Genomic DNA, 21,226 nt, shown 5'->3' on the forward strand with positions numbered 1-21,226 from the left:
TATCACCTGATGGAAAGCTGCCAGCGAAACTTAAGCAAATGCGAGCCGATATAAAACACTTTATCCTTCCAGATAAAAGAAAGCACCGAACGTATCCACGATCAGTGCTCTATATACCTAGCCGCTATCCACTTAAATATAAACAGTAATGCTTATCCGAATAGCATTACGTCATTGACGGGCTTTTTGTCACAGCTAACTACTTGTCGAGTTCAATAGCTAATCTTTTTGCTACAGCATCGGGGGAATGGCTATTTTTGGCAAACAGACTGTAAGCAACTGGCACCACAACCAAAGTAAAAAATGTCGCCAGCGTAATACCTGATAGCACAACAACACCAATGACATAGCGAGTTTCTGAACCCGCTCCCTGCGCCATAACTAAGGGTAATGCTCCGGCGGCAGTAGTAATTCCTGTCATTAGTATTGGACGTAATCGCTGCACAGATGCCTGCAAGATAGCCTCATTAAACTCCATGCCTCTATCACGTAATTGGTTAGCAAATTCAACAATCAAAATACCATTTTTCGCAGCCAAACCAACCAACATGATAATGCCAATCTGACTGTAAATATTGATACTTTGTCCGGTATACCATAGGCCAAGTAATGCGCCCAAAGTTGCCAAAGGTACTGTCAGCATAATAATCATCGGATGAATATAACTTTCAAATTGCGCCGCAAGTACTAGGAACACAATCCCGAGTGCGAGCACAAACACGAAGTTCATTGAATTACCAGACTCTTGATAATCTAATGAAGGTCCTTTATAACTTATCACGGCTTCTGCTGGTAAATACGTCAAGGTTAAATCATTCAGATAATCTAACGCTTCACCTAAGCTGTAGCCGTCAGCAAGATTAGCCTCAAGGGTAATTGATCGCATGCGGTTATAGCGGTTTAGTGAACTGGCATCGGCAAACTCTTCAATGGTGACTAAATTCGACAGCGGAATAAGTTCATTGGTTCGCGCCGAACGCACATAGAGGTTTTCCATGTCGCTGGCGGTACTTTGATTTTCTCGATTCCCTTCAATAATTACATCGTATTCTTCACCATCGCGCATGAACGTGGTGACTAATTTTGACCCTAACATGGTCTCTAATGTTCGGCCTATGTGTGAAATCGATACACCTAAATCAGCGGCACGGACTCTGTCTATCACAACTCGTAATTGAGGCTTGGTCTCTTGGTAATCATGGTCTAACCCTACAAGATTTGGGTTTTCCTTCGCCTTTTCAATGATGATGTCACGCCATTGTGCAAGCTCCTCATAATTCGGACCACCTAATACAAATTGCACAGGCTTGCCAACACCTCGGCCAAATGCTTGTCGCATAATAGGAAACGCACGAATTCCGGCTAAGTCAGATAAACGGTTGCGGATATCAACAATGATTTCATTTGCACTGCGACGCTGCCCCCAATCTTCAAGCACAATAATAGCCATGCCGTTAGAAAAATCGGTTGCGGTGCCAAATCCGCGAGGGGCACGAATAAGCAGGCGTTTAATATCGCCACTGTCGACTAATGGCATTAAACGACCTTCAACCTCGTCCATATATTGCTCTATATATTCAAAGCTTGCACCTTGAGGACCATTGACCATCAAGAACATTGAGCCACGGTCTTCCTGAGGCGCAAATTCTTGTGGTACTTTTTGTAATAAGTAACCACTCAATGCGAAGGCAATCAATACCAGAAAACTGACGAGTAACGGTTGTTTGAAGGCTTTTTGCAAAGTGCCCTGATAGTGTTTTGACAACCTCAGCATCAATTTATCAATTTGCTTCACTAACCATGAATCTTGCTCAGCAGGTTTTAATAACTTTGAGCACATCATTGGACTTAATGTTAACGCAACAATACTTGAGAAAATTACAGCCGCACTCATGGTAACCGCAAATTCTTTAAACAATTTACCCAAATCCCCTTCTAAAAAGGTAATTGGCATAAATACCGCGACGAGGACTAAAGTGGTAGCAATAACCGCAAACGCCACTTCTCTGCTACCTAAAAATGCGGCTTTAAGTGGTGAATCACCGTCTTCAATGCGGCGATGAATATTTTCAAGCATAACAATAGCATCATCAACCACCATACCAATTGCAAGGATCATGGCTAACAGAGTTAATAAGTTAATGGTGTAGCCAAGAGCATACAACACAGTAAAAGTCGCCAACAAAGAAACAGGAACAGTAATAGCTGGGATCAGCATTGCTCTTACACTACCTAAGAACAAATAAATCACTATAGTCACTAGTATCATTGCAATAAAAAGCGTTTGATAAACTTCTTCTATTGATCGCTCAATAAATACTGAGCTATCGTATGAGCGCTTAATCTCCATTCCCGCCGGTAAGGTTGGATTGATTTTATCCACCAACGCATTAGCGGCTCGAGCCACTTCAAGTGTATTCGCTGTTGACTGCTTACTGACCCCTAGACCAATCATGGCTTCTTTGTTACCACGGAACACAATACGTTCTTCTTCGCTGCCAATTTCAACTTTGGCAACATCACCTAATTTAACTAAATACCCATCTTCGCCCTGGGTTATGACTAAATTTGAGAAGTCTTCTGCCGTGCGATATACCCGTTCTAAACGCACAGTAAAATGACGATCTTGTGATTCAATGGAACCCGCAGGTAACTCGACGTTTTCTGAACGTAACGCTGCTTCAATATCAGTCACCGTTAGATTTCTTGCTGCAAGGGCTTGTCTGTCAATCCAAATCCGCATCGCATACACTTTACCGCCACCTAAGCGGAGTGTAGACACGCCGTCAATCACGGAGAAACGATCAACTAAGTAGCGGTTTGCGTAGTCAGTAAGCTGTAAAATATCCATTTGATCAGAGACTAAATTAAGCCACATGATCACTTCATCGCTGCCATTTGCCTTATAAATAGATGGGGAATCCGCTTCTTCTGGGAGTTGTTCCAGCAGACCTGAAATACGGTCGCGTACATCGTTAGTTGCGGCTTCAATATCTCTACCTATATCAAATTCAATGGTAACACTTGAACGTCCATCTGAACTTGATGAACTGATATGGCGAATGCCTTCTACACCACTAATTTGATCTTCAATTAGCTGAGTAATCCGACTTTCGACTACCGAGCTACTTGCACCACGATAACTGGTTTCAATTGAAACGATTGGAGGATCGATATTGGGATATTCACGTAAGGGCAGTTTGCCAAATGAAACTAACCCAAGCACAATAAGCAAAATACTGATGACCGAGGCAAGCACCGGACGCTTTACTGATAAATCCGTTAAGATCATGCTGCATTCTCCGCCTGACCTGTTTGCGCAAAGTGAAAGTTCTCAGCTTCTTGTAGCTTCACTTTATCACCAGGGCGCACTTTTAAAATACCACGAATGATCACCTGTTGATTAACGTCTAAGCCTTCAATAATCTCAACCCAGCCACGGGTACGAACGCCTAGCTTAACTGGGATTTGAATAATTTCATCATCAGCATTAGTACTGTATACATAATGCTTATCTTGGATTGGAATAATGGCAGATTCTGGTAATAACAGCCCTTGTCTACTTTGCTTGATAAGTTTCACCTTCATTAGCATACCCGGTAACAAGGCAAGATCTTCATTTGGCAAAACAGCACGCACCACAACAGCTCTAGTAGCCGGATTGACACGACTATCAATAGAGGTCACAGTGCCAATAAATACCCGTTCAGGGAAAGCCACTGCGTGTGCCTCCACCTGTTTACCCTCTTGTAACTCTTGAATAAAACGCTCAGGAATGGAGAAGTCTAATTTTATTTTACTCACATCATCGAGGGTGGTAATTTTCTCACCCGTTGACACTAGGCTACCTAAACTGACCTGACGTAAACCTAAACGCCCCGAGAAAGGTGCTGTGATACGACGGTCAGTCAACGCAGATGTTGCTTGTTCAATTTCTGCTCGAGCTAAATCAATTAAGCTTTGTAATCTATCTCGCTCTAACTCAGCAACCGTTTTACTGGTCACCAATGAACTGATGCGATCATATTCACGCAAATGCTCAGTTAGCTTCACTTTTGCCACTTTGACTTTAGCTTGCTGTTCAGCATCTTGAAGCTGTATCAATAAGTCATCTTTGTTAACTAAGTCACCATCTTTAAAATTCACTTTAGTGATTACTTCAGTAATTTTGGAGGTTACGGTAATAGACTCATATGCCTTTCCCGTACCGATAGCTTCAACTTCATCACGTATAGACATCAGTTTGGTATTTGCAAATACCACGTTGGTAATGGGTTTAGCACGTTGCACTTGAGCCTGTTTTGGCTGCATTTGAATATAGCCAAAAGCTGCTATGGCGCAAACTGCGATTATTAGTATAGTTTTTTTCATCAGTGTCCATTCCCTTTAGGGATATTATAATCATGCTTTTATAGGCTAAATTAAAATGCGATTCATTTAGCCATTGTAGGGTTTAAGCTAGGATCTGTTGACCTTGACTAGTGGAGTTTTGTTCGAGATAAAACCAATTAAGCCAAGCGAGTGGAATAAAGCCTAACAATCTAAGCATAAATCACTCAACAAAGTGTCATTGGTTTTTAGCCGAATCCATCAGACAGCATTTATTTTGCCTTTATAAAGCGTGATAGGTTTATTGTGCAGCAAAAACTACACGGCAAAGCCCCTGCCTTGTATAAATAGCTAAAAATTCGCTGCAAACACAGCCGGAAAGTTCAAAGATCCCAGTGTTATAGTGACAAGGAACAAATTTAGATCACTATTTTATACGAACGTCTTTACTCAAAGTAAAACAGAAATCCTCATTACACTAGTGGTGCAATTGATTAACATTGATTTTACTCAGCACCACCAGGTCTGCAAGGCGTTTTACCTTTGCTTACAAATTATTGAATGAGCAATGATGCCTTTTTGATCTGCAAGCAAAAAAAAAGAGATGCTAAGCATCTCTTTTTCTCATCCATTTGAATTATCGTACTTTCCGATCTTCTCTCATTTGTGCTGCTATACGATTATACACTTCAGCAATCGCTTCATTTTTAAGCGGCTCATCTGTGACGTCATGCAGTAAAATTTTGGTTTCTTCTTTATTGTCTGTCGTTTTCAACAATAAACGATAGTTGCCTTTTTGCAGTGATAATTTCTCTTCGCCCCACAAAGAACTCCAGAATCCACCACTTTCTTCTAAGTTGATGTAAAACAGACCTTTGCTAGTGTCCATATCGACGACATCAAAGCCTAATTCTGGCAGTACTATACGAAGACGCTCCCAGGTTTTATTAAAGTCTGCTTTCGCTAACCAATATGACTCAATGCCTTCACCTGGTTCGACTAAATCGACATCAATACCAAGGCTTTGTTCAACACGTGCTGCACGGATAGTGCGTTCACGTTCGATACTCATATATGCCACGGTATTGTTTAACATGTCGACAGTGTAACGACGTTTGTCTTCACCCGTTAAGAATACTTCCTGCTGATCTTCATCATAATACTCTTCATGTTCGATAAGGTTGATGGTGACATCACCTGTTCGACCATGTGGCTTTACGTTAATATCAAAACGGTAGCGTTGACGCAGTAAATAGGCTTTATCATCACCAAACCAGCTGGTTTCCAATACTTCTTTGCTTTCAATCCAATCGGTTTCGATCACGCCTGATGCAAAATCATCAGAGCGTTTGGCAATACTATTTTTGGTTAAATAACCATTAATAACGTTGAAAATTTCTTGTTTGAGATCGACATTATTATCAATTGACTCAATGATAATTTTGATATTATTGCTGCTTTCTTCAACATGAGTCCCTTCTGCCATTGCAATCACTTGCAAAGGGGGACGAATGTCTAATCGTTTTCCAATGACATTTAAATCAACCTTATCGCCAACAGGTGGAATGTCATATTCTTTACTGTAATTAGGCTGTTTTAATGATTCTGGGATCGTTAATAAAGCCATTGTCTCGGCCTGAGTAAATTCATCATTACCATTGGCTTGTCGACGATCAATAGGGGTACTACAAGCCGTTAACGCGGTGATAATCAATATAGGGGTGACTTTTTTAAACATGTATTATTGCACCTCAATTTGCGCATTTTTCATTGTCTCTATTAACAGACCATGAAATTGTTCAGAAAGTTCAGTCAATGGCAAACGAATATGTCCATCGCTTATTAAACCCATACGATGAACCGCCCATTTAACAGGGATTGGATTCGCTTCACAAAATAATGAACTGTATAAACCACGCAAAGGCTCATCAATTTTTGCAGCACGTTGTGCTTCACCCGCTAACGCTGCATCACACATGGCTTTAAAAGCATGTGGAACAATATTGTTAGCAACAGAGATAACACCATTACCGCCAGCAAGTAGGAACTCACGAGCTGTAGCGTCATCACCACTGTAAAGTAAAAAGTCATTACCACATAACTCACGTAATCTTGCTACCCGACTTACATCACCAGTGGCCTCTTTTACACCAATAATGTTACTAACATGACATAACTCAGCAACGGTTTCGGGTTTCATATCGACGGCTGTGCGGCCAGGAACATTATATAAAATCTGAGGAATGTCAGTACTTGCAGCCACGGCTTTATAGTGTGCAATTAATCCTTTAGGCGTAGGTTTGTTGTAATAAGGGGTTACACCTAACATGGCACTGATGCCTGAATTTTGCATGCCTTTGGTTAACTCAATGGCTTCAGCCGTTGCATTTGCGCCATTTCCACCAATAATGGGTACTCTACCGGCGGCAAAACTTACGGTCTGTTTTACGACTGCGATATGTTCTTTCATCGGTAACGTGGCAGACTCGCCTGTCGTCCCAACTGCAACAATGGCATCGGTACCTTGATTAATATGAAAATCTACCAGTCTTTCAAGACTTACATAGTCTATTGTGCCATCACTATTCATTGGTGTGATTAAGGCTACGATGCTTCCGTTTATCATCTATTTTCCCCAAGTTTTCAGGACTCGCTATGTTACTGATGCTATCAAGTAATGACAAGCTTTAGCAGTGCTCAAATCAAAATTACCCTAAAAAGCCAGATCATGCTAACTGACTACAAGGTCATAGCATTTTATGCTTTATGAAGACCAGATTACATATTAATGGCGGATTTAATGTTTAACTTTTATGGTAGTGTTGCAAATTTAACCAATTACCCACAGCATTGATTTAATTGTGCATAATTAAGGTGGTTTATCGCCATCATATGTTAATATTATCGTCTTTACAGAAGCATAATTTTGCCTTTGTAATTTAGTAAATAGATTTGCGTCATTCACTCGAACAATGAGGAAAATCCATGACCAACTATCTGGTCGTTACCGCAATGGGTGCCGATCGCCCTGGCTTAGTAAGTCGTTTAGCAAGACTCGCCAGTGATTGCGATTGTGACATCGTTGATAGCCGTATGGCTTTATTTGGTAATGAATTTACCCTGATTATGATGATTTCTGGCTCATGGTCAGCAATCACTAAAATAGAAACATTATTGCCGAGTCTCAGTGTTGAATTAGAACTGATGACAGTGATGAAACGTACCTCAAAACATGTTCCTAAAAATTTCGTTTCTCGCATTGAAGTTATCTTTACTGGCGAAGATCAGCGTGGAACCATGAAATCGATTACCCAATTTTTAGCTGATCGATCCCTTGACCTAGCCGCAGTGCGTTCTCATGCAGAAGATAATGAAGGCCTGCAAACTCAGTCGATATTTTTAGCCATCAATATTCCTGAAAAAGTCGATTTAGCCAAACTTGAATCGACAATTTATCAATTGGCAGAAGACATGAACCTTGAATGCAGCATTAAATTAATGCAAGGTACAACCTCGCCTCAATAGCCATTTTAAGAATCACACTAATCTCCTTTTGATTAGTATTCGTATATTATTCAAGGGCCCTAGCGCCCTTTTTTATTTTTACTAAGGAATGAATATGAACACCTTAACTGCAGGGGATGTGGCCCCAATGTTTACGTTACAAAATCAATTTGACCAATCGATTTCATTACAGGACTGTTTAAAAAAAGGTCCTGTATTAGTTTATTTTTACCCTAAAGCTTCAACTCCAGGTTGTACGGTGCAAGCACAAGGTTTACGTGACATTAAAGCGGATTTAGACGGATTAAATGTCACAGTATTAGGCATTAGCCCTGATCCTGTCGCCAAGCTTCAGCGATTTTCTGACAAGCAAGAGCTAAACTTTCATTTATTGAGTGATGAAGACCATAGCGTTGCAGATGTTTTTGGTGTTTGGGGCGAAAAGTATCATATGGGTAAAATCTATGATGGAATTCATCGTTTAAGTTTTATCGTCGGTACAGACGGCAAAATCAGCCATTTCGTCAATAAGTTTAAAACGAAAGACCACCATGAAGTGGTGCTAAAGCTTCTTAAATAAATGACTTAGTTTGTGATCAGTAATAAAAATGGCTTAGTTTTCACTAAGCCATTTTTGTATCACCTACATCTTAATCAAAACAAGATTATTGTTTGTCTGATTTCGCTGTGTCATCGGCAATATTGTTTTGTTGAGCATCAGTTTCTACAACCACTTCAGCACTTTCTGGTGCTAGCTTAGTATTAATTGCTTCAACTTCTTTTTCAGCTGTGGCTTGTTCAATCAAAGCAGCCTGCTCTTCTTCTAATAGCCTGAGTTTTTCTTCAGCTTCAAATTTAGCCAGTTCTTCTTCTTTACGACGCGCTTTTTCTATGGCTCGTTGCTCAGCTTCTTCCGCTTCACGAATGGCTCTGGCTTCCGCTGCCGCTTTGGCCTCTTCTTCAGCTTTTATCTTAGCTAAACGCGCGGCCTCTTCATCTCGCTCACGTTGAATGATGGCTTGTTCCTGAGCTTCTTGAGGTAATAAACTGATTAACTCAATTCCTACAGGGAGTTTTTCGGTTTCACCTGTGATGATTTTAAGCTTGGCATCTTTAGTGATATACACCAAAGGCATAGCTGTTTCACCATAACGTTGGCGGAACTTTTCGTAGCTAAAGTTTTCCGTAATGTTGGTCACTTTCAATACCGCGCCTTTCGCCATCAAACTGGCAATTTTGGCATAACTGATACTTTCACCAAATAAACATAAGCGTTTTAAGTAAGATTCTGACAGCTGATGTCGTCCACTTCCTACGTTTGTTTCATTATTATTTAAGCCAAACACCTTTTCTGTGCCATACAAATCTTGGAAATGAAAACTCACTAAAGGGTTTAACTGACGGTATGGAGACATTACTAACACACGGCCAATACCACTTAAATCCATGTAATTTTCAGCATGCTCTGATGCCGGATTACCGAAATATACCGGTATATTTTCCATTCGTGCTTGTCGAATGCTGTCCCAGTTACTGTCAGCCAAAATCACTTTAATGTTTTTAGCCAATAATTGTGAAGCCAAATCACGCGAGAACTTTGATGCACCAAAAATAAGTAAACCTTGATTTGAGCCTTCTTTAACACCTAAAAATTTAGCCCATGGACCTGCGGTTAAGCTTTGAATAACAACCGTACCAATAATGATAAAGAACACTAACGGCACGATTGAACTTGCACCATGTACGCCTAATTCTTCAAGTTTAATCGCAAATAATGAAGAAATTGCCGCGGCAACAATACCCCTTGGTGCGACCCAGCTAAGGAACCACTTATCATTAGATGTCAGACTGGTGCCTAGAGCAGATATCCAAATACTTAATGGACGTGCAATCAGCATGACCACAAACAACACACCAAAAGCACCAATTCCAAGCCCTAACATAGCACTAGAATCTAAACGTGCTGCAAGCAAAATAAACAGGGCTGAAATAAGCAGTACTGTTAAAGTCTCTTTAAATTCTAGAATATCGGCGATGTCTACACCACGCATGTTGGCAAGCCAAATACCCATGACAGTAACCGTTAATAATCCTGATTCATGTTGTAATAAGTTAGAGCCAACAAATACTCCCAACATGATCGTTAACACCGCGGTATTTCGCAGGTAATGCGGAAAGACGTTGTTTCTCAGTGCGACACCAATAAAGTAACCCGCAGCGGCGCCAATACCAAAACCAATCACTAATGTGAGGCCCAATGCGTACAATACGTGTGTTGTGGGATCGGCGGTAACTGCAACATATTCGTAAACCAAGACCGCAAACAATGCACCTATAGGATCAATAACAATACCTTCCCAACGCAAAATACTTGAAAGGTTCGATTTAGGTTGCACAGTTCGCAACATCGGCACAATTACTGTAGGTCCGGTAACAACCACTAATGCACCAAAAAGAAATGCTACAGGCCAGTCAAAGCCCATAAAGAAATGTGCTGCTGGTGTAATACATGCCCAAGTAATCAATGCGCCTATAGTCACAAGATTCGTCACCATGCGGCTGTGATCTTTAATCTCTTTGAAGTTAAGCGTTAATGCCCCCTCAAAAAGGATCACCGCTACGCCCAATGAAATGATAGGAAATAATAGATCACCAAAAATTTCATCTGGATTAAGAATATTCAACCCAGGTCCCAGTAATAATCCACATAGCAGTAGTGGTAAGATGGCAGGTAATCTAAATTTCCAACCCGCCCATTGACACAAAAGCGATAGCACACCAATCAACGCCAGCATGCCAGTGATGTGTTCAACCATATTAATTTCCTTTTGGTATTTTCAGCGTTAATCATCAACGCAAAATATTCGTCGCCCTACATATAGCTTACATCTGTTTCAGCCAATTCATAATGACAATGAAAGCGGCATAAATCTATCGAGCTGATAGTTTAATCGATAAACACATAGGCCGTAAAAATGCATAATGCCTATCTTCTTGTATAGCTTGCATCACCACAAAGAACTTAATCAATTGATAATTAAAGATTTAAAATCAAACTCATTGAATTCAGTCATCCACACAAATTTGTGCATATAGAATACTAATTTAAGCCATGGTTCAAGCGCTATTTTGTATTAGTCGAACATTGTATTTCATTGAAATTAATGCAGCAAATTACTGATAGATCACAATTAAAAAGAAAAAGCCTAAGACGGATCTTAGGCTTAATAATGATGTTCGCAATATAGACATAATTTAGCGATTAATCTTGTGGTACTCGAACCTTACCTTCCATTAACACTCTTGCACTTCGGCTCATAATGGCTTTAGTCACTTGCCAACTGCCCTGCACTATTTTAGCTTCAGCACCGACGCGCAAAGTCCCTGATGGGTGACCAAAGACAACAGATTGACGCTCTACTCCACCTGCAGCAAGATTAACCAAAGTACCAGGTATGGCGGCTGCAGTGCCAATTGCCACCGCGGCGGTACCCATCATTGCATGATGAAGTTTACCCATTGATAATGCTCTGACTGATAAATCGATATCTGCAGCACTGATTGCTTTACCACTGGAGCTCACGTAATCTGCAGCTGGTGCAACAAAGGCGATTTTAGGAGTATGCTGGCGAGCTTTGGCTTGTTCTAAATCCGTAATTAACCCCATTTTTAGCGCGCCATAGGCACGAAGGGTTTCAAAGCGAGCTAAAGCCGCTTCATCGTTGTTAATGGCATCTTGCAATTCCATTCCGCTATAACCAATATCTGCTGCGTTTAAGAATATCGTTGGGATACCAGCATTGATCATAGTGACAGTAAATTTACCTATGTTAGGTACATCTAATTGATCAACCACATTCCCGCTTGGAAACATCGCCCCTTCACCATCGGCGGGATCGATAAATTCAACTTGCACTTCTGCAGCAGGAAACGTGACACCATCAAGTTCAAAATCACCAGTTTCTTGTACTTCGCCATTGGTCATGGGTATATGGGCGATAATGGTTTTTTTGATATTCGCCTGCCAAATTCTTACCACGGTAATACCATTAGCAACAATACGACTTGGGTCTATTAGTCCATTGCTGATAGCAAATGCCCCCACGGCTGCGGTTAAATTGCCACAATTACCACTCCAATCGATAAAAGCTTTGTCAATAGCGACCTGACCAAACAAATAATCTACGTCATGATCGGCTCGGCTGCTTTTAGATAACAACACCGTCTTACTGGTACTGGATGTTGCTCCGCCCATTCCATCTGTGTGCTTGCCATAGGGATCTGGACTACCAATCACACGTAACAATAATTGATCGCGCGCAGGCCCCGGGGGTTGTGCGGCTAAGGGTAAATCACTGACATTAAAAAACACCCCTTTGCTGGTACCACCGCGCATATAAGTCGCTGGAATTTTTAACTGTGGTTTAAAGGTCATGGTCTGTCCTTAAATCTGTTACTTAAAAAAGGCGACGTTGGATAATCCATACATCGCCTATTTGCTCATTAATAGTATTGGGATAAATTACTTAGCTGCACTAGACTCTAAAAAGTCCTGCGCAAAACGCTGTAATACACCACCCGCTTCGTAAATAGACACTTCTTCAGCAGTATCTAAGCGGCATTTGACAGCAACATTCACCTGCTCACCATTTGCTCTGTTAATGATAAGAGTCAGTTGCGCGCCTGGAATGCGATCACCAATGACATCAAACGTTTCAGTACCGTCAATGGCATAAGTATGACGATTTTCACCTTTAATAAATTCAAGTGGTAAAACGCCCATACCCACTAAGTTAGTACGATGAATACGTTCAAAACCTTCAGCAACAATCACTTCGACTCCGGCCAGACGTACACCTTTTGCGGCCCAATCACGTGAAGAGCCTTGACCGTAGTCGGCACCCGCAATAATGATTAACGGCTGCTTACGCTCCATGTAAGTTTCTATCGCTTCCCACATGCGACTCACTTTACCTTCAGGTTCAATTCGCGCTAAGGAGCCTTGCTTAACCTTGCCATCTTCCTTGACCATTTCATTGAACAGTTTTGGATTAGCAAATGTCGCGCGCTGTGCAGTTAAATGATCACCGCGATGAGTTGCGTAAGAGTTAAAGTCTTCCTCAGGCAAGCCCATTTTGTCTAAATAAGCCCCTGCTGCACTGTCTAACATAATAGCGTTTGATGGCGACAAATGATCGGTAGTGATGTTGTCACCAAGAACCGCTAAAGGACGCATACCTTTCATGGTACGTTCGCCAGCTAATGCACCTTCCCAATAGGGAGGACGGCGAATATAGGTACTTTGTGGACGCCAATCGTATTGCGGGTTGATATGTGAACCGTATTCAACTTTGATATCGAACATTGGGTTATATACTTGTCTAAACTGTTCAGGTTTGACACTGCTGGCAACAATGGCGTTAATTTCTTCATCCGTTGGCCAAATATCTTTAAGGCGCACTTCATTACCTTGTTGATCCAAACCAAGAACATCTTTTTCGATATCAAAACGAATGGTCCCTGCTATAGCATAAGCGACAACTAAAGGCGGTGATGCTAAAAAGGCTTGATTGGCATGGGGATGAATACGACCATCAAAGTTTCGGTTACCTGATAATACGGCTGTTGTATATAGTTTGCGTTCGAGGACTTCTTGCTGAATAACGGGATCGAGTGCCCCACTCATTCCATTACAAGTTGTACAAGCAAACGCAACGATACCAAAGCCAAGCTGCTCTAGTTCAGGCAGTAAATTAGCCTGCTCTAAATACATTTGTACCGCTTTAGAGCCTGGAGCTAAAGACGATTTCACCCAAGATTTGCGTAATAGACCTTTGGCATTTGCGTTACGGGCAATTAAACCAGCTGCTATCATGTTGCGGGGGTTACTGGTGTTAGTACAGCTGGTAATCGCAGCAATGATCACCGCGCCATCAGGCATTTTACCGGGTTCATTTTCGACAACACCACTGATCCCTCTTGCGGCTAATTCAGAAGTTGGTACTCGACTGTGAGGATTTGACGGGCCTGCAATATTACGGGTAACACTGGATAAATCGAAGCGTAATACGCGATCATATTGCGCATCTTTAAGGCTATCCGACCATAAACCTGTCGTTTTAGCATAATGTTCAACTAAGGCAACTTGCTCATCTTCACGTCCAGTTAACCGCAAATAATCAATCGTTTGCTCATCTATCGAGAACATGGCCGCTGTAGCGCCATACTCTGGTGTCATGTTCGATATTGTCGCGCGATCCCCTAATGTCAGGTGTTTAGTGCCTTCACCATAAAACTCTAGGTACGAAGAAACCACTTTTTCAGCACGTAAGTATTCAGTTAACGCTAATACAATATCGGTCGCTGTAATGCCAGGATGTGGTTTACCGACAACCTCAACACCAAAAATGTCCGGTAAACGCATATATGAAGCACGACCTAACATCACACTTTCAGCTTCTAAGCCGCCAACACCTATGGCTATAACGCCAAGGGCATCTACCATTGGCGTATGGCTATCTGTGCCTACTAAAGTGTCAGGAAAGGCAACACCATCACGAGCTTGGATCACTGGTGACATACGTTCTAAGTTAATTTGATGCATGATGCCGTTTCCAGGCGGGATCACGTCAACATTTTTAAACGCCGTTTTCGTCCAGTTAATGAAGTGAAAACGGTCATCATTGCGGCGATCTTCAATCGCACGGTTTTTTGCAAAGGCATCTTTTTCAAAACCAGCATGTTCTACAGCTAAAGAGTGATCGACAATCAATTGTGTCGGCACTACTGGATTAACTTTTGATGGGTCACCGCCTTTGTCAGCAATGGCATCACGTAGACCAGCTAAATCCACCAGCGCTGTTTGACCTAAAATATCATGGCAAACCACACGGGCAGGAAACCATGGAAAGTCGAGATCACGTTTACGCTCGATAATCTGTTTCAACGACGCGGTTAATTGGTCTGCAGGACAACGACGTACTAAGTTTTCTGCAAGCACTCTGGAGGTATAAGGTAATTTAGCGTAGCTGCCAGGTGCAATGGCTTCGACAGCTTCACGGGTATCAAAGTAATCTAAAGAGGTTCCAGCGAGGGATTTACGATATTGCTTATTCATAACTTCATCCAAACCTTATGTTACCAACAGCAAAGTGAGTTTGCTGTTGGTTTTGTAATTGGCTTTGTGTTAATTAACGCTGATTAATTGGCATGACTTTACGTGGTTCGCTGCCGATGTAGTCTGCACTAGGACGGATAATACGGTTATTTGAACGCTGCTCCATAACATGAGCTGCCCAACCGGTTAAACGTGAACACACAAAAATAGGCGTAAACAATTTAGTTGGAATGCCCATAAAATGGTAAGCAGATGCATGGAAAAAGTCAGCGTTACAGAATAATTTTTTGGTGTCCCACATGTATTCTTCACAAGCGACTGAAATATCATAAAGTGATGTATCACCATGCTCGTGAGCGAGTTTTTCAGACCATTCTTTAATGATCACATTACGCGGATCAGATTCACGGTAAATAGCATGACCAAAGCCCATGATTTTTTCTTTACGTGCCAGCATGCCAGCCATTTGTACTTTGGCGTCTTCAGGCGATTTGAATTTCTGGATCATATCCATTGCCGCTTCATTAGCGCCACCGTGAAGCGGACCACGTAATGAACCAATTGCGCCAGTAATACATGAATACATGTCAGAAAGCGTTGAGGCACAGACTCGAGCTGTAAAAGTAGATGCATTGAATTCATGTTCTGCATAAAGGATCAATGACACATCAATGACTCGACGGTGTTGCTCAGAAGGGGTTTCGCCACGTAATAATTTAAGAAAATGACCTCCGATAGATTCTTCATCGGTAACACAGTCAATTTCAACGCCGTCATGGCTATAGCGATACCAAAAACACATAATGGCAGGAAATGCCGCCAATAAACGGTTAGCTGCTTGCTGTTGCTTTGAGAAGTCGGTTTCTGGCTCAAGATTACCTAAAAATGAACAACCTGTACGCATCACATCCATTGGATGCGCATCGGCAGGGATTAATTTAAGCACTTCCTTCAACGCTTGCGGTAAATCACGCTGTATGAATAACGACGCTTTGTATTCCTGTAACTGAGCACTATTTGGCAATTCACCGTTAAACAGTAAATAGGCGACCTCTTCAAACGTCGCATTATCAGCTAAATCTTTTACATCGTATCCGCAATAAGTTAAACCTGAACCCGTTTTACCTACTGTACATAAAGCCGTTTCGCCAGCACTTTGTCCGCGTAGTCCTGCACCTGCTAATTTTTTATCTACCATGATTGTCTTCCTATTATTATGGCCGTCATCTTTTTTATTGTCGGCTGTAGGGTAAGTCATCACTCTGATACATCAATCTTGCTACCTAAATCGTGCAAACCAGAGTTAATTGAAAATTGTTCCATTGGCTTTTCTGGCTAATTCAAAATAACTGGGAGCAAAGCCTGTTGGCGTGTCTGCCCGATGTTATAGCCAAATTAAGATAAAATTATTTGTTTTTACCTTCAGCAAATAAGCTATCTAATTTTTGTTCATAGTCGTGATAACCAAGATAATCATACAAATCCATCCGCGTTTGCATCATATCCACCACGGCCTTTTGATCGCCTTGTTCTAAAATCGAGGTATATACCATTTCAGCCGCTTTATTCATTGCTCTAAAAGCACTTAACGGATAAAGCACCATTGAAGCGCCCCATTCACCTAGTTGCTTCTTGTTCCACAATTCAGTTTGGCCAAACTCAGTGATATTTGCCAAAATTGGCACATCAAGTGCTGTGGCAAAGGCACGATAATGTGCTTCGGTTTTTACCGCTTCTGCAAAAATGCCATCCGCACCGGCAGCAACATAGGCTTTGGCACGCTCAATTGCGGCTTCTAAGCCTTCTTGTGCAAATGAATCGGTACGAGCCATAATAAAAAAATCAGGATCGGTACGGGCATCGACAGCCGCTTTAATACGGTCAACCATTTCTTCTACAGAAACGATCTCTTTATTAGGACGATGACCACAACGCTTTTGTGCTACTTGATCTTCCATGTGCACAGCTGCAGCACCTGCTTTTTCCATATCGCGAATGGTTTTAGCAATATTAAATGCCCCACCCCAACCTGTGTCGATATCCACTAGCAAAGGTAAATCACAAGCAGAGGTAATACGCTGAACATCAACTAACACGTCATTCAAGGAAGTCATGCCTAAATCGGGTAACCCATACGAGGCGTTGGCAACACCACCACCTGACAAATAAATGGCTTGATGGCCAATTTGTTTTGCCATCATCGCAGAATAAGCATTGATGGTACCGACTATTTGCAATGGTTTATTGGCCATAAGTGCTTGGCGAAATTTTTTACCTGCGCTCATATTCTTTCCTTGTGTGTTAACAATGTTAATTCGATTGTCGGTCATCAAAATATTCAATGACTAACTTAACTTGGCTTCAATACTATTTTTTGAATACATAATATGGCGACGCATTAGCATCTCTGCTAGTTCTGCATCACGGTTTGCAATGGCTTTAACAATATGTTTATGCTCGTCATAGGCTGTGGTAACTCTGGGTCCCGCCATACCAAGCTGCACACGGTACATGCGCACTAAATGATAAATGCCATCAAACAACATACTGATTAAATGCTTATTTTTACTACCCAATATGATCCGATAATGAAAATCAACATCACCCGCTTCCTGATAATAAGACTGACCGTCTTTCACTTCATCAAAATGGCTTTGCAGTAATCCCATCAAATCATCAATTTCTTCATGGGTCATATTCACAGCGGCTAACCTTGCGGCCATCCCCTCTAGTGACTCACGCACTTGATAAAGCTCTATCAAACCTTGAGGACTGAGCGCGACAACTCTGGCGCCAACATTGGCTTTACGTTCAACGATGTGACAAGCCTCAAGACGATTAATGGCTTCACGGATAATGGCACGGCTGACAGCATATTTTGTCGACAATTCAGTTTCACTGAGTTTTGATCCCGCCACAATTCTGCCTTCAACTATATCGTCTCTTAGCAAAATAAAGGTTTTATCGGCCGCGGTTACGGGCTTTTCATTGGCGAGGTGCATGCTTATTTAACTCAATGATGACTTAGTATGTCGACAATATAGCAACATATCAGGAATAAACAACCTAAAAGACCACATATTGTCGACAAAATAGTTTGTTTAATGTTAATGACAACTAAATTGATAAGGAAATAAGTCTCTATTTATAAGTTTAGTCGACAATCTTAGGGTTAAGTTTCAAAAATGAAAATATCCTGAATGGTCATTACCGTTTTGTCTGTATCACTTAACAGTATTGACGAGTAGATTAGTAATATCCGTGGTTATTGAAGTTAATGAATATGAAAATTGCACTGTTTATTCCCTGTTTGGTCAATCAAATGATGCCTGATGTGGCGATTGCCACTTTGTCATTACTGGAAAAGTTAGGTCATCAAGTGATATTTCCAGAGGGGCAAACTTGTTGTGGTCAACCTATGACTAACTCTGGCTGTTTTAATGAAGCCCGCAATACTACGCTCAAATTATTAAATGCATTTAAAGGCGTGGAATGCGATGCCATTGTGTGCCCTGCTGCATCTTGTTTAGTGGCAGCTAAAGAAAACTTTCACGAATTTGATCAAAGCCAAGAAGCGCAAGATGTGATTAATAAATTGTATGAACTTACCGAATTCTTACACGATATTGCGCCTATAGCGTCGTTTAAGCATAAATTTGAACACACAATTAGCCTGCAAATGAGTTGCCATGGCTTACGAATGTTGAGCTTAGCCACCCCAAGTGAGTCTATGGGGCCACAGTTCAATAAAGTTGAAGCTGTACTGCAAAATATTCCAGGTATCAATATTGTTTACCCGGCACCACGTGATGAATGTTGCGGCTTTGGCGGTACATTTGCGGTAGATGAAGGTGCTGTATCAGCCAAGATGGGCAAAGATAAAGCCCATGCCCATGCTGCCACCCACGCACAATATGTGGTTGGGTTTGACCCTTCTTGTTTACTGCATCTTGATGGCATGATCCGCAGGCAACTACTGCCGATACAAACCCGCCATATTGCTCAAATCATCGATGCGGCATTATAAGGAGGCTTCAAATGTATCAATCTAAAAGTCATGCAGACAATGCCACCATCTTCTGCCGCGATGAAAATCGCGTCGATTGGCACTCTAAAGCCCTATGGAACTTAAGAGAAAAACGTGACAGAGCTGCTGCAAGCGTGCCTGAATGGGAACAGCTGCGCCAACTTGGCTCTGAAATTAAACTGCATACCTTAAGCCATCTTGGCGATTATCTTTGCCAGTTTGAACAAAAATGTATTGAAAATGGGATTCAGGTCCACTGGGCTAAAGATGCCATTGAACATAATGCAATTGCATTAAAGATTTTATCTACACATTCAGTTAAAAAGTTAGTTAAATCAAAATCGATGTTGACTGAAGAATGTCATTTAAACCCTTTTCTTGAAAAGCATGGCATTGAAGTGATTGATACAGATTTAGGCGAGCGCATTATTCAGCTTAATAACCAACCCCCTTCGCATATTGTGGTGCCTGCCATCCATATGAAAAAAGAAGAGGTTGGTGAACTGTTTCATCAAAAGCTTAATACCCCAAAAGGTGAATCAGATCCTACTCGTCTAACCCGTGCAGCCCGTAAACACTTACGCGATCAGTTTCTCAGTGCCGATGCTGCAATGACTGGCGTCAACATGGCCATCGCCGATTTAGGCGCTGTGGTTGTGTGTACCAATGAAGGGAATGCCGATATGGGAGCTAACTTACCCAAACTGCAAATTCATTCAATGGGCATAGATAAAATAGTGCCGGATGCAGAGAGTGCTATGGTGCTTCTACGTATGTTAGCAAGAAATGCTATTGGCCAACCTATTACGACTTATTCGTCTTTCTATCGTGGCAGTAAAGCCGACGGCGAAATGCACATTATCATTGTCGATAATGGCCGTACTGACATCATGCAGGATAAAATTCTTGCTGAGTCATTAAAATGTATTCGTTGTGGTGGTTGTTTGAACACTTGTCCGGTTTATCGACGTTCTGGCGGGTTCAGCTATAACTACACTATACCTGGTCCAATTGGTATTGCCGTAGGTGCTCAGCATGATGAAAGTAATACTATTCCATGGGCCTGTACACTTTGTGGCAGTTGTAGTTATGTTTGCCCTACAAAAGTCCCACTGGATAAAATCATAGCTCACCACCGCCGTTTAAAAGCTGAACAGGGCAAACTGCCATTTGGTAAAAAGTACTATATGCCGGCAGTGGGTAAATTGATGAGTTCACCAACCTTATTAAACTGTGCGATGGGAAGTGCACGACTGGCATTAAAAGTCATTCCACACAGTCTGATCAAACCCTTTTCAGGTGCATGGGGCCAATACCGAGAATTGCCTGTTTCGCCAAAATCGAGTTTTGATACCTGGTATAAACAACACAAAGCATCAAACAAGGAGGCAAAATAATGTCTCATAATACCGCGAGCAAACAAGCCATTTTGGCAGCCTTAGGCCAATCTTCAATTAACCAGTTAAATCAAAAACCTGATTTGTCTGGTTTAAAAAGTTCTGCCCTTTTACAAGCAGATTTAATTAATCGATTTGAGAAAGGCCTAGCCTCGGTCACTGGTGAATTAGTTTATCCAGACGATGATAACAGCTTCGATTTACTTAAGGGCAATGTTGCACAGCTTATAAGCCAAGGTATGCAAGTGATCTCATTAGTTGACGGCATCCAAGGTAATCAACTGATGCCTATGCAGCCCCATGAACTTAAACACATAGACTACGCGATCATTCAGGCTAGGTTTGCTGTGGCGGAAAATGGCGCAATATGGGTAGACAGTGAACAATTGAATGGCATAAACACCAATACTCACAGAGTGCTACCTTTCATTTGCGAGAACCTAATAATGGTGCTGAATAAAGACAATATTGTTGCAACCATGCATGATGCGCCAGAAAAAATGCACTTGCATGCTGGTGACTTTGGGACATTTATTGCAGGTCCCAGTAAAACGGCCGATATTGAACAAGCATTAGTAGTGGGAGCCCATGGTGCGTTCAGTTTAAAGGTATATTTGATTTAAGCATAAAGTAACCTCAGCTCGGCATAATAAACACTGAGCAAACAGCCATTTGTCTTTGTTACTGAGTTCCATTAACCTGCAATAGGCCAGCTATTGACGAGTTAATGTGCCTTATTTTCAAAACAAATGACAACTTTGCGTCACAATAAGCTTAATCGTTTGAATTTAGCTTATTGAACTCATCTATTAAACCGAGTTGAGGGTAAAGTCTTAAATTCGTCGTTCGTAA

The 21,226-nt window shown here is 41.6% G+C and carries 15 protein-coding genes and 1 pseudogene; 6 read left to right on the forward strand and 10 right to left on the reverse strand.

Annotated elements, in window-relative coordinates:
• A pseudogene (locus NE535_RS00005) lies at positions 1 to 149 on the forward strand (IS4 family transposase); the annotation flags it as partial.
• A gap of 50 nt (positions 150 to 199) precedes the next feature.
• Here the strand turns inward: NE535_RS00005 and NE535_RS00010 are convergent.
• The 4 genes from NE535_RS00010 to dapA all read right to left on the reverse strand — a co-directional run bounded on the left by NE535_RS00010 (position 200) and on the right by dapA (position 6,955).
• Complete coding sequence (locus tag NE535_RS00010) at positions 200 to 3,292, reverse strand: efflux RND transporter permease subunit (protein WP_261296653.1); 3,093 nt, start codon at positions 3,290 to 3,292, stop codon at positions 200 to 202.
• Positions 3,289 to 4,371 (reverse strand): efflux RND transporter periplasmic adaptor subunit, encoded by a 1,083-nt coding sequence (locus tag NE535_RS00015; protein ID WP_261296654.1) that lies wholly within the window; start codon positions 4,369 to 4,371, stop codon positions 3,289 to 3,291. Before NE535_RS00015 ends, NE535_RS00010 begins: the two co-directional genes overlap by 4 nt.
• Positions 4,372 to 4,966: 595 nt before the next feature.
• A complete protein-coding gene (gene bamC, locus NE535_RS00020; protein WP_261296655.1) occupies positions 4,967 to 6,067 on the reverse strand; it encodes an outer membrane protein assembly factor BamC in 1,101 nt (366 codons plus the stop codon).
• A 3-nt stretch (positions 6,068 to 6,070) separates the two neighbouring features.
• Entirely contained in the window at positions 6,071 to 6,955 is an 885-nt protein-coding gene (dapA, locus tag NE535_RS00025) for a 4-hydroxy-tetrahydrodipicolinate synthase (protein WP_261296656.1), read from the reverse strand.
• Between the two features lie 359 nt (positions 6,956 to 7,314).
• On the opposite strand from dapA, the gene NE535_RS00030 reads away from it, so the two are divergent.
• A complete protein-coding gene (locus tag NE535_RS00030) occupies positions 7,315 to 7,854 on the forward strand; it encodes a glycine cleavage system transcriptional repressor (RefSeq protein ID WP_188839826.1) in 540 nt (179 codons plus the stop codon).
• Between the two features lie 94 nt (positions 7,855 to 7,948).
• Positions 7,949 to 8,413 (forward strand): thioredoxin-dependent thiol peroxidase, encoded by a 465-nt coding sequence (bcp, locus tag NE535_RS00035; RefSeq protein WP_261296657.1) that lies wholly within the window; start codon positions 7,949 to 7,951, stop codon positions 8,411 to 8,413.
• Between the two features lie 85 nt (positions 8,414 to 8,498).
• On the opposite strand, the gene NE535_RS00040 is transcribed toward bcp, so the two are convergent.
• From NE535_RS00040 to NE535_RS00065, 6 genes are all read right to left on the reverse strand, one after another.
• Positions 8,499 to 10,649, reverse strand: a complete 2,151-nt coding sequence (locus NE535_RS00040; protein ID WP_261296658.1) for a cation:proton antiporter — start codon at positions 10,647 to 10,649, stop codon at positions 8,499 to 8,501.
• Between the two features lie 446 nt (positions 10,650 to 11,095).
• Positions 11,096 to 12,268 carry a 2-methylaconitate cis-trans isomerase PrpF gene (prpF, locus tag NE535_RS00045; RefSeq protein WP_261296659.1) on the reverse strand — a complete coding sequence of 391 codons (1,173 nt, stop codon included), beginning with the start codon at positions 12,266 to 12,268 and terminating at the stop codon, positions 11,096 to 11,098.
• Positions 12,269 to 12,355: 87 nt separating this feature from the next.
• Positions 12,356 to 14,950, reverse strand: coding sequence for a Fe/S-dependent 2-methylisocitrate dehydratase AcnD (gene acnD / locus NE535_RS00050; protein WP_261296660.1), 2,595 nt, complete (start codon positions 14,948 to 14,950; stop codon positions 12,356 to 12,358).
• A gap of 73 nt (positions 14,951 to 15,023) precedes the next feature.
• Positions 15,024 to 16,148, reverse strand: a complete 1,125-nt coding sequence (gene prpC / locus NE535_RS00055; RefSeq protein WP_261296661.1) for a bifunctional 2-methylcitrate synthase/citrate synthase — start codon at positions 16,146 to 16,148, stop codon at positions 15,024 to 15,026.
• A 208-nt stretch (positions 16,149 to 16,356) separates the two neighbouring features.
• The gene (gene prpB / locus NE535_RS00060; protein WP_261296662.1) at positions 16,357 to 17,235 is read right to left on the reverse strand and encodes a methylisocitrate lyase; all 879 of its coding nucleotides are present in this window, start codon (positions 17,233 to 17,235) and stop codon (positions 16,357 to 16,359) included.
• A gap of 60 nt (positions 17,236 to 17,295) precedes the next feature.
• Entirely contained in the window at positions 17,296 to 17,952 is a 657-nt protein-coding gene (locus NE535_RS00065; RefSeq protein WP_261296663.1) for a GntR family transcriptional regulator, read from the reverse strand.
• A gap of 281 nt (positions 17,953 to 18,233) precedes the next feature.
• Here NE535_RS00065 and NE535_RS00070 point away from each other — a divergent pair, with 281 nt between their 5' ends.
• From NE535_RS00070 to NE535_RS00080, 3 genes are read left to right on the forward strand one after another with little or no spacing between them, the layout of a single operon-like run.
• Positions 18,234 to 18,977, forward strand: a complete 744-nt coding sequence (locus NE535_RS00070; protein WP_261296936.1) for a (Fe-S)-binding protein — start codon at positions 18,234 to 18,236, stop codon at positions 18,975 to 18,977.
• Positions 18,978 to 18,988: 11 nt separating this feature from the next.
• The gene (locus tag NE535_RS00075; RefSeq protein ID WP_261296664.1) at positions 18,989 to 20,374 is read left to right on the forward strand and encodes a lactate utilization protein B; all 1,386 of its coding nucleotides are present in this window, start codon (positions 18,989 to 18,991) and stop codon (positions 20,372 to 20,374) included.
• A complete protein-coding gene (locus NE535_RS00080; protein ID WP_261296665.1) occupies positions 20,374 to 20,997 on the forward strand; it encodes a LutC/YkgG family protein in 624 nt (207 codons plus the stop codon). The genes NE535_RS00075 and NE535_RS00080 overlap by 1 nt, the downstream gene beginning before the upstream one ends.
• Positions 20,998 to 21,226: the final 229 nt, after the last annotated feature.

The sequence above is a fragment of the Shewanella holmiensis genome (genome assembly GCF_025370255.1).
Taxonomy (GTDB): Bacteria; Pseudomonadota; Gammaproteobacteria; order Enterobacterales; family Shewanellaceae; genus Shewanella; species Shewanella holmiensis.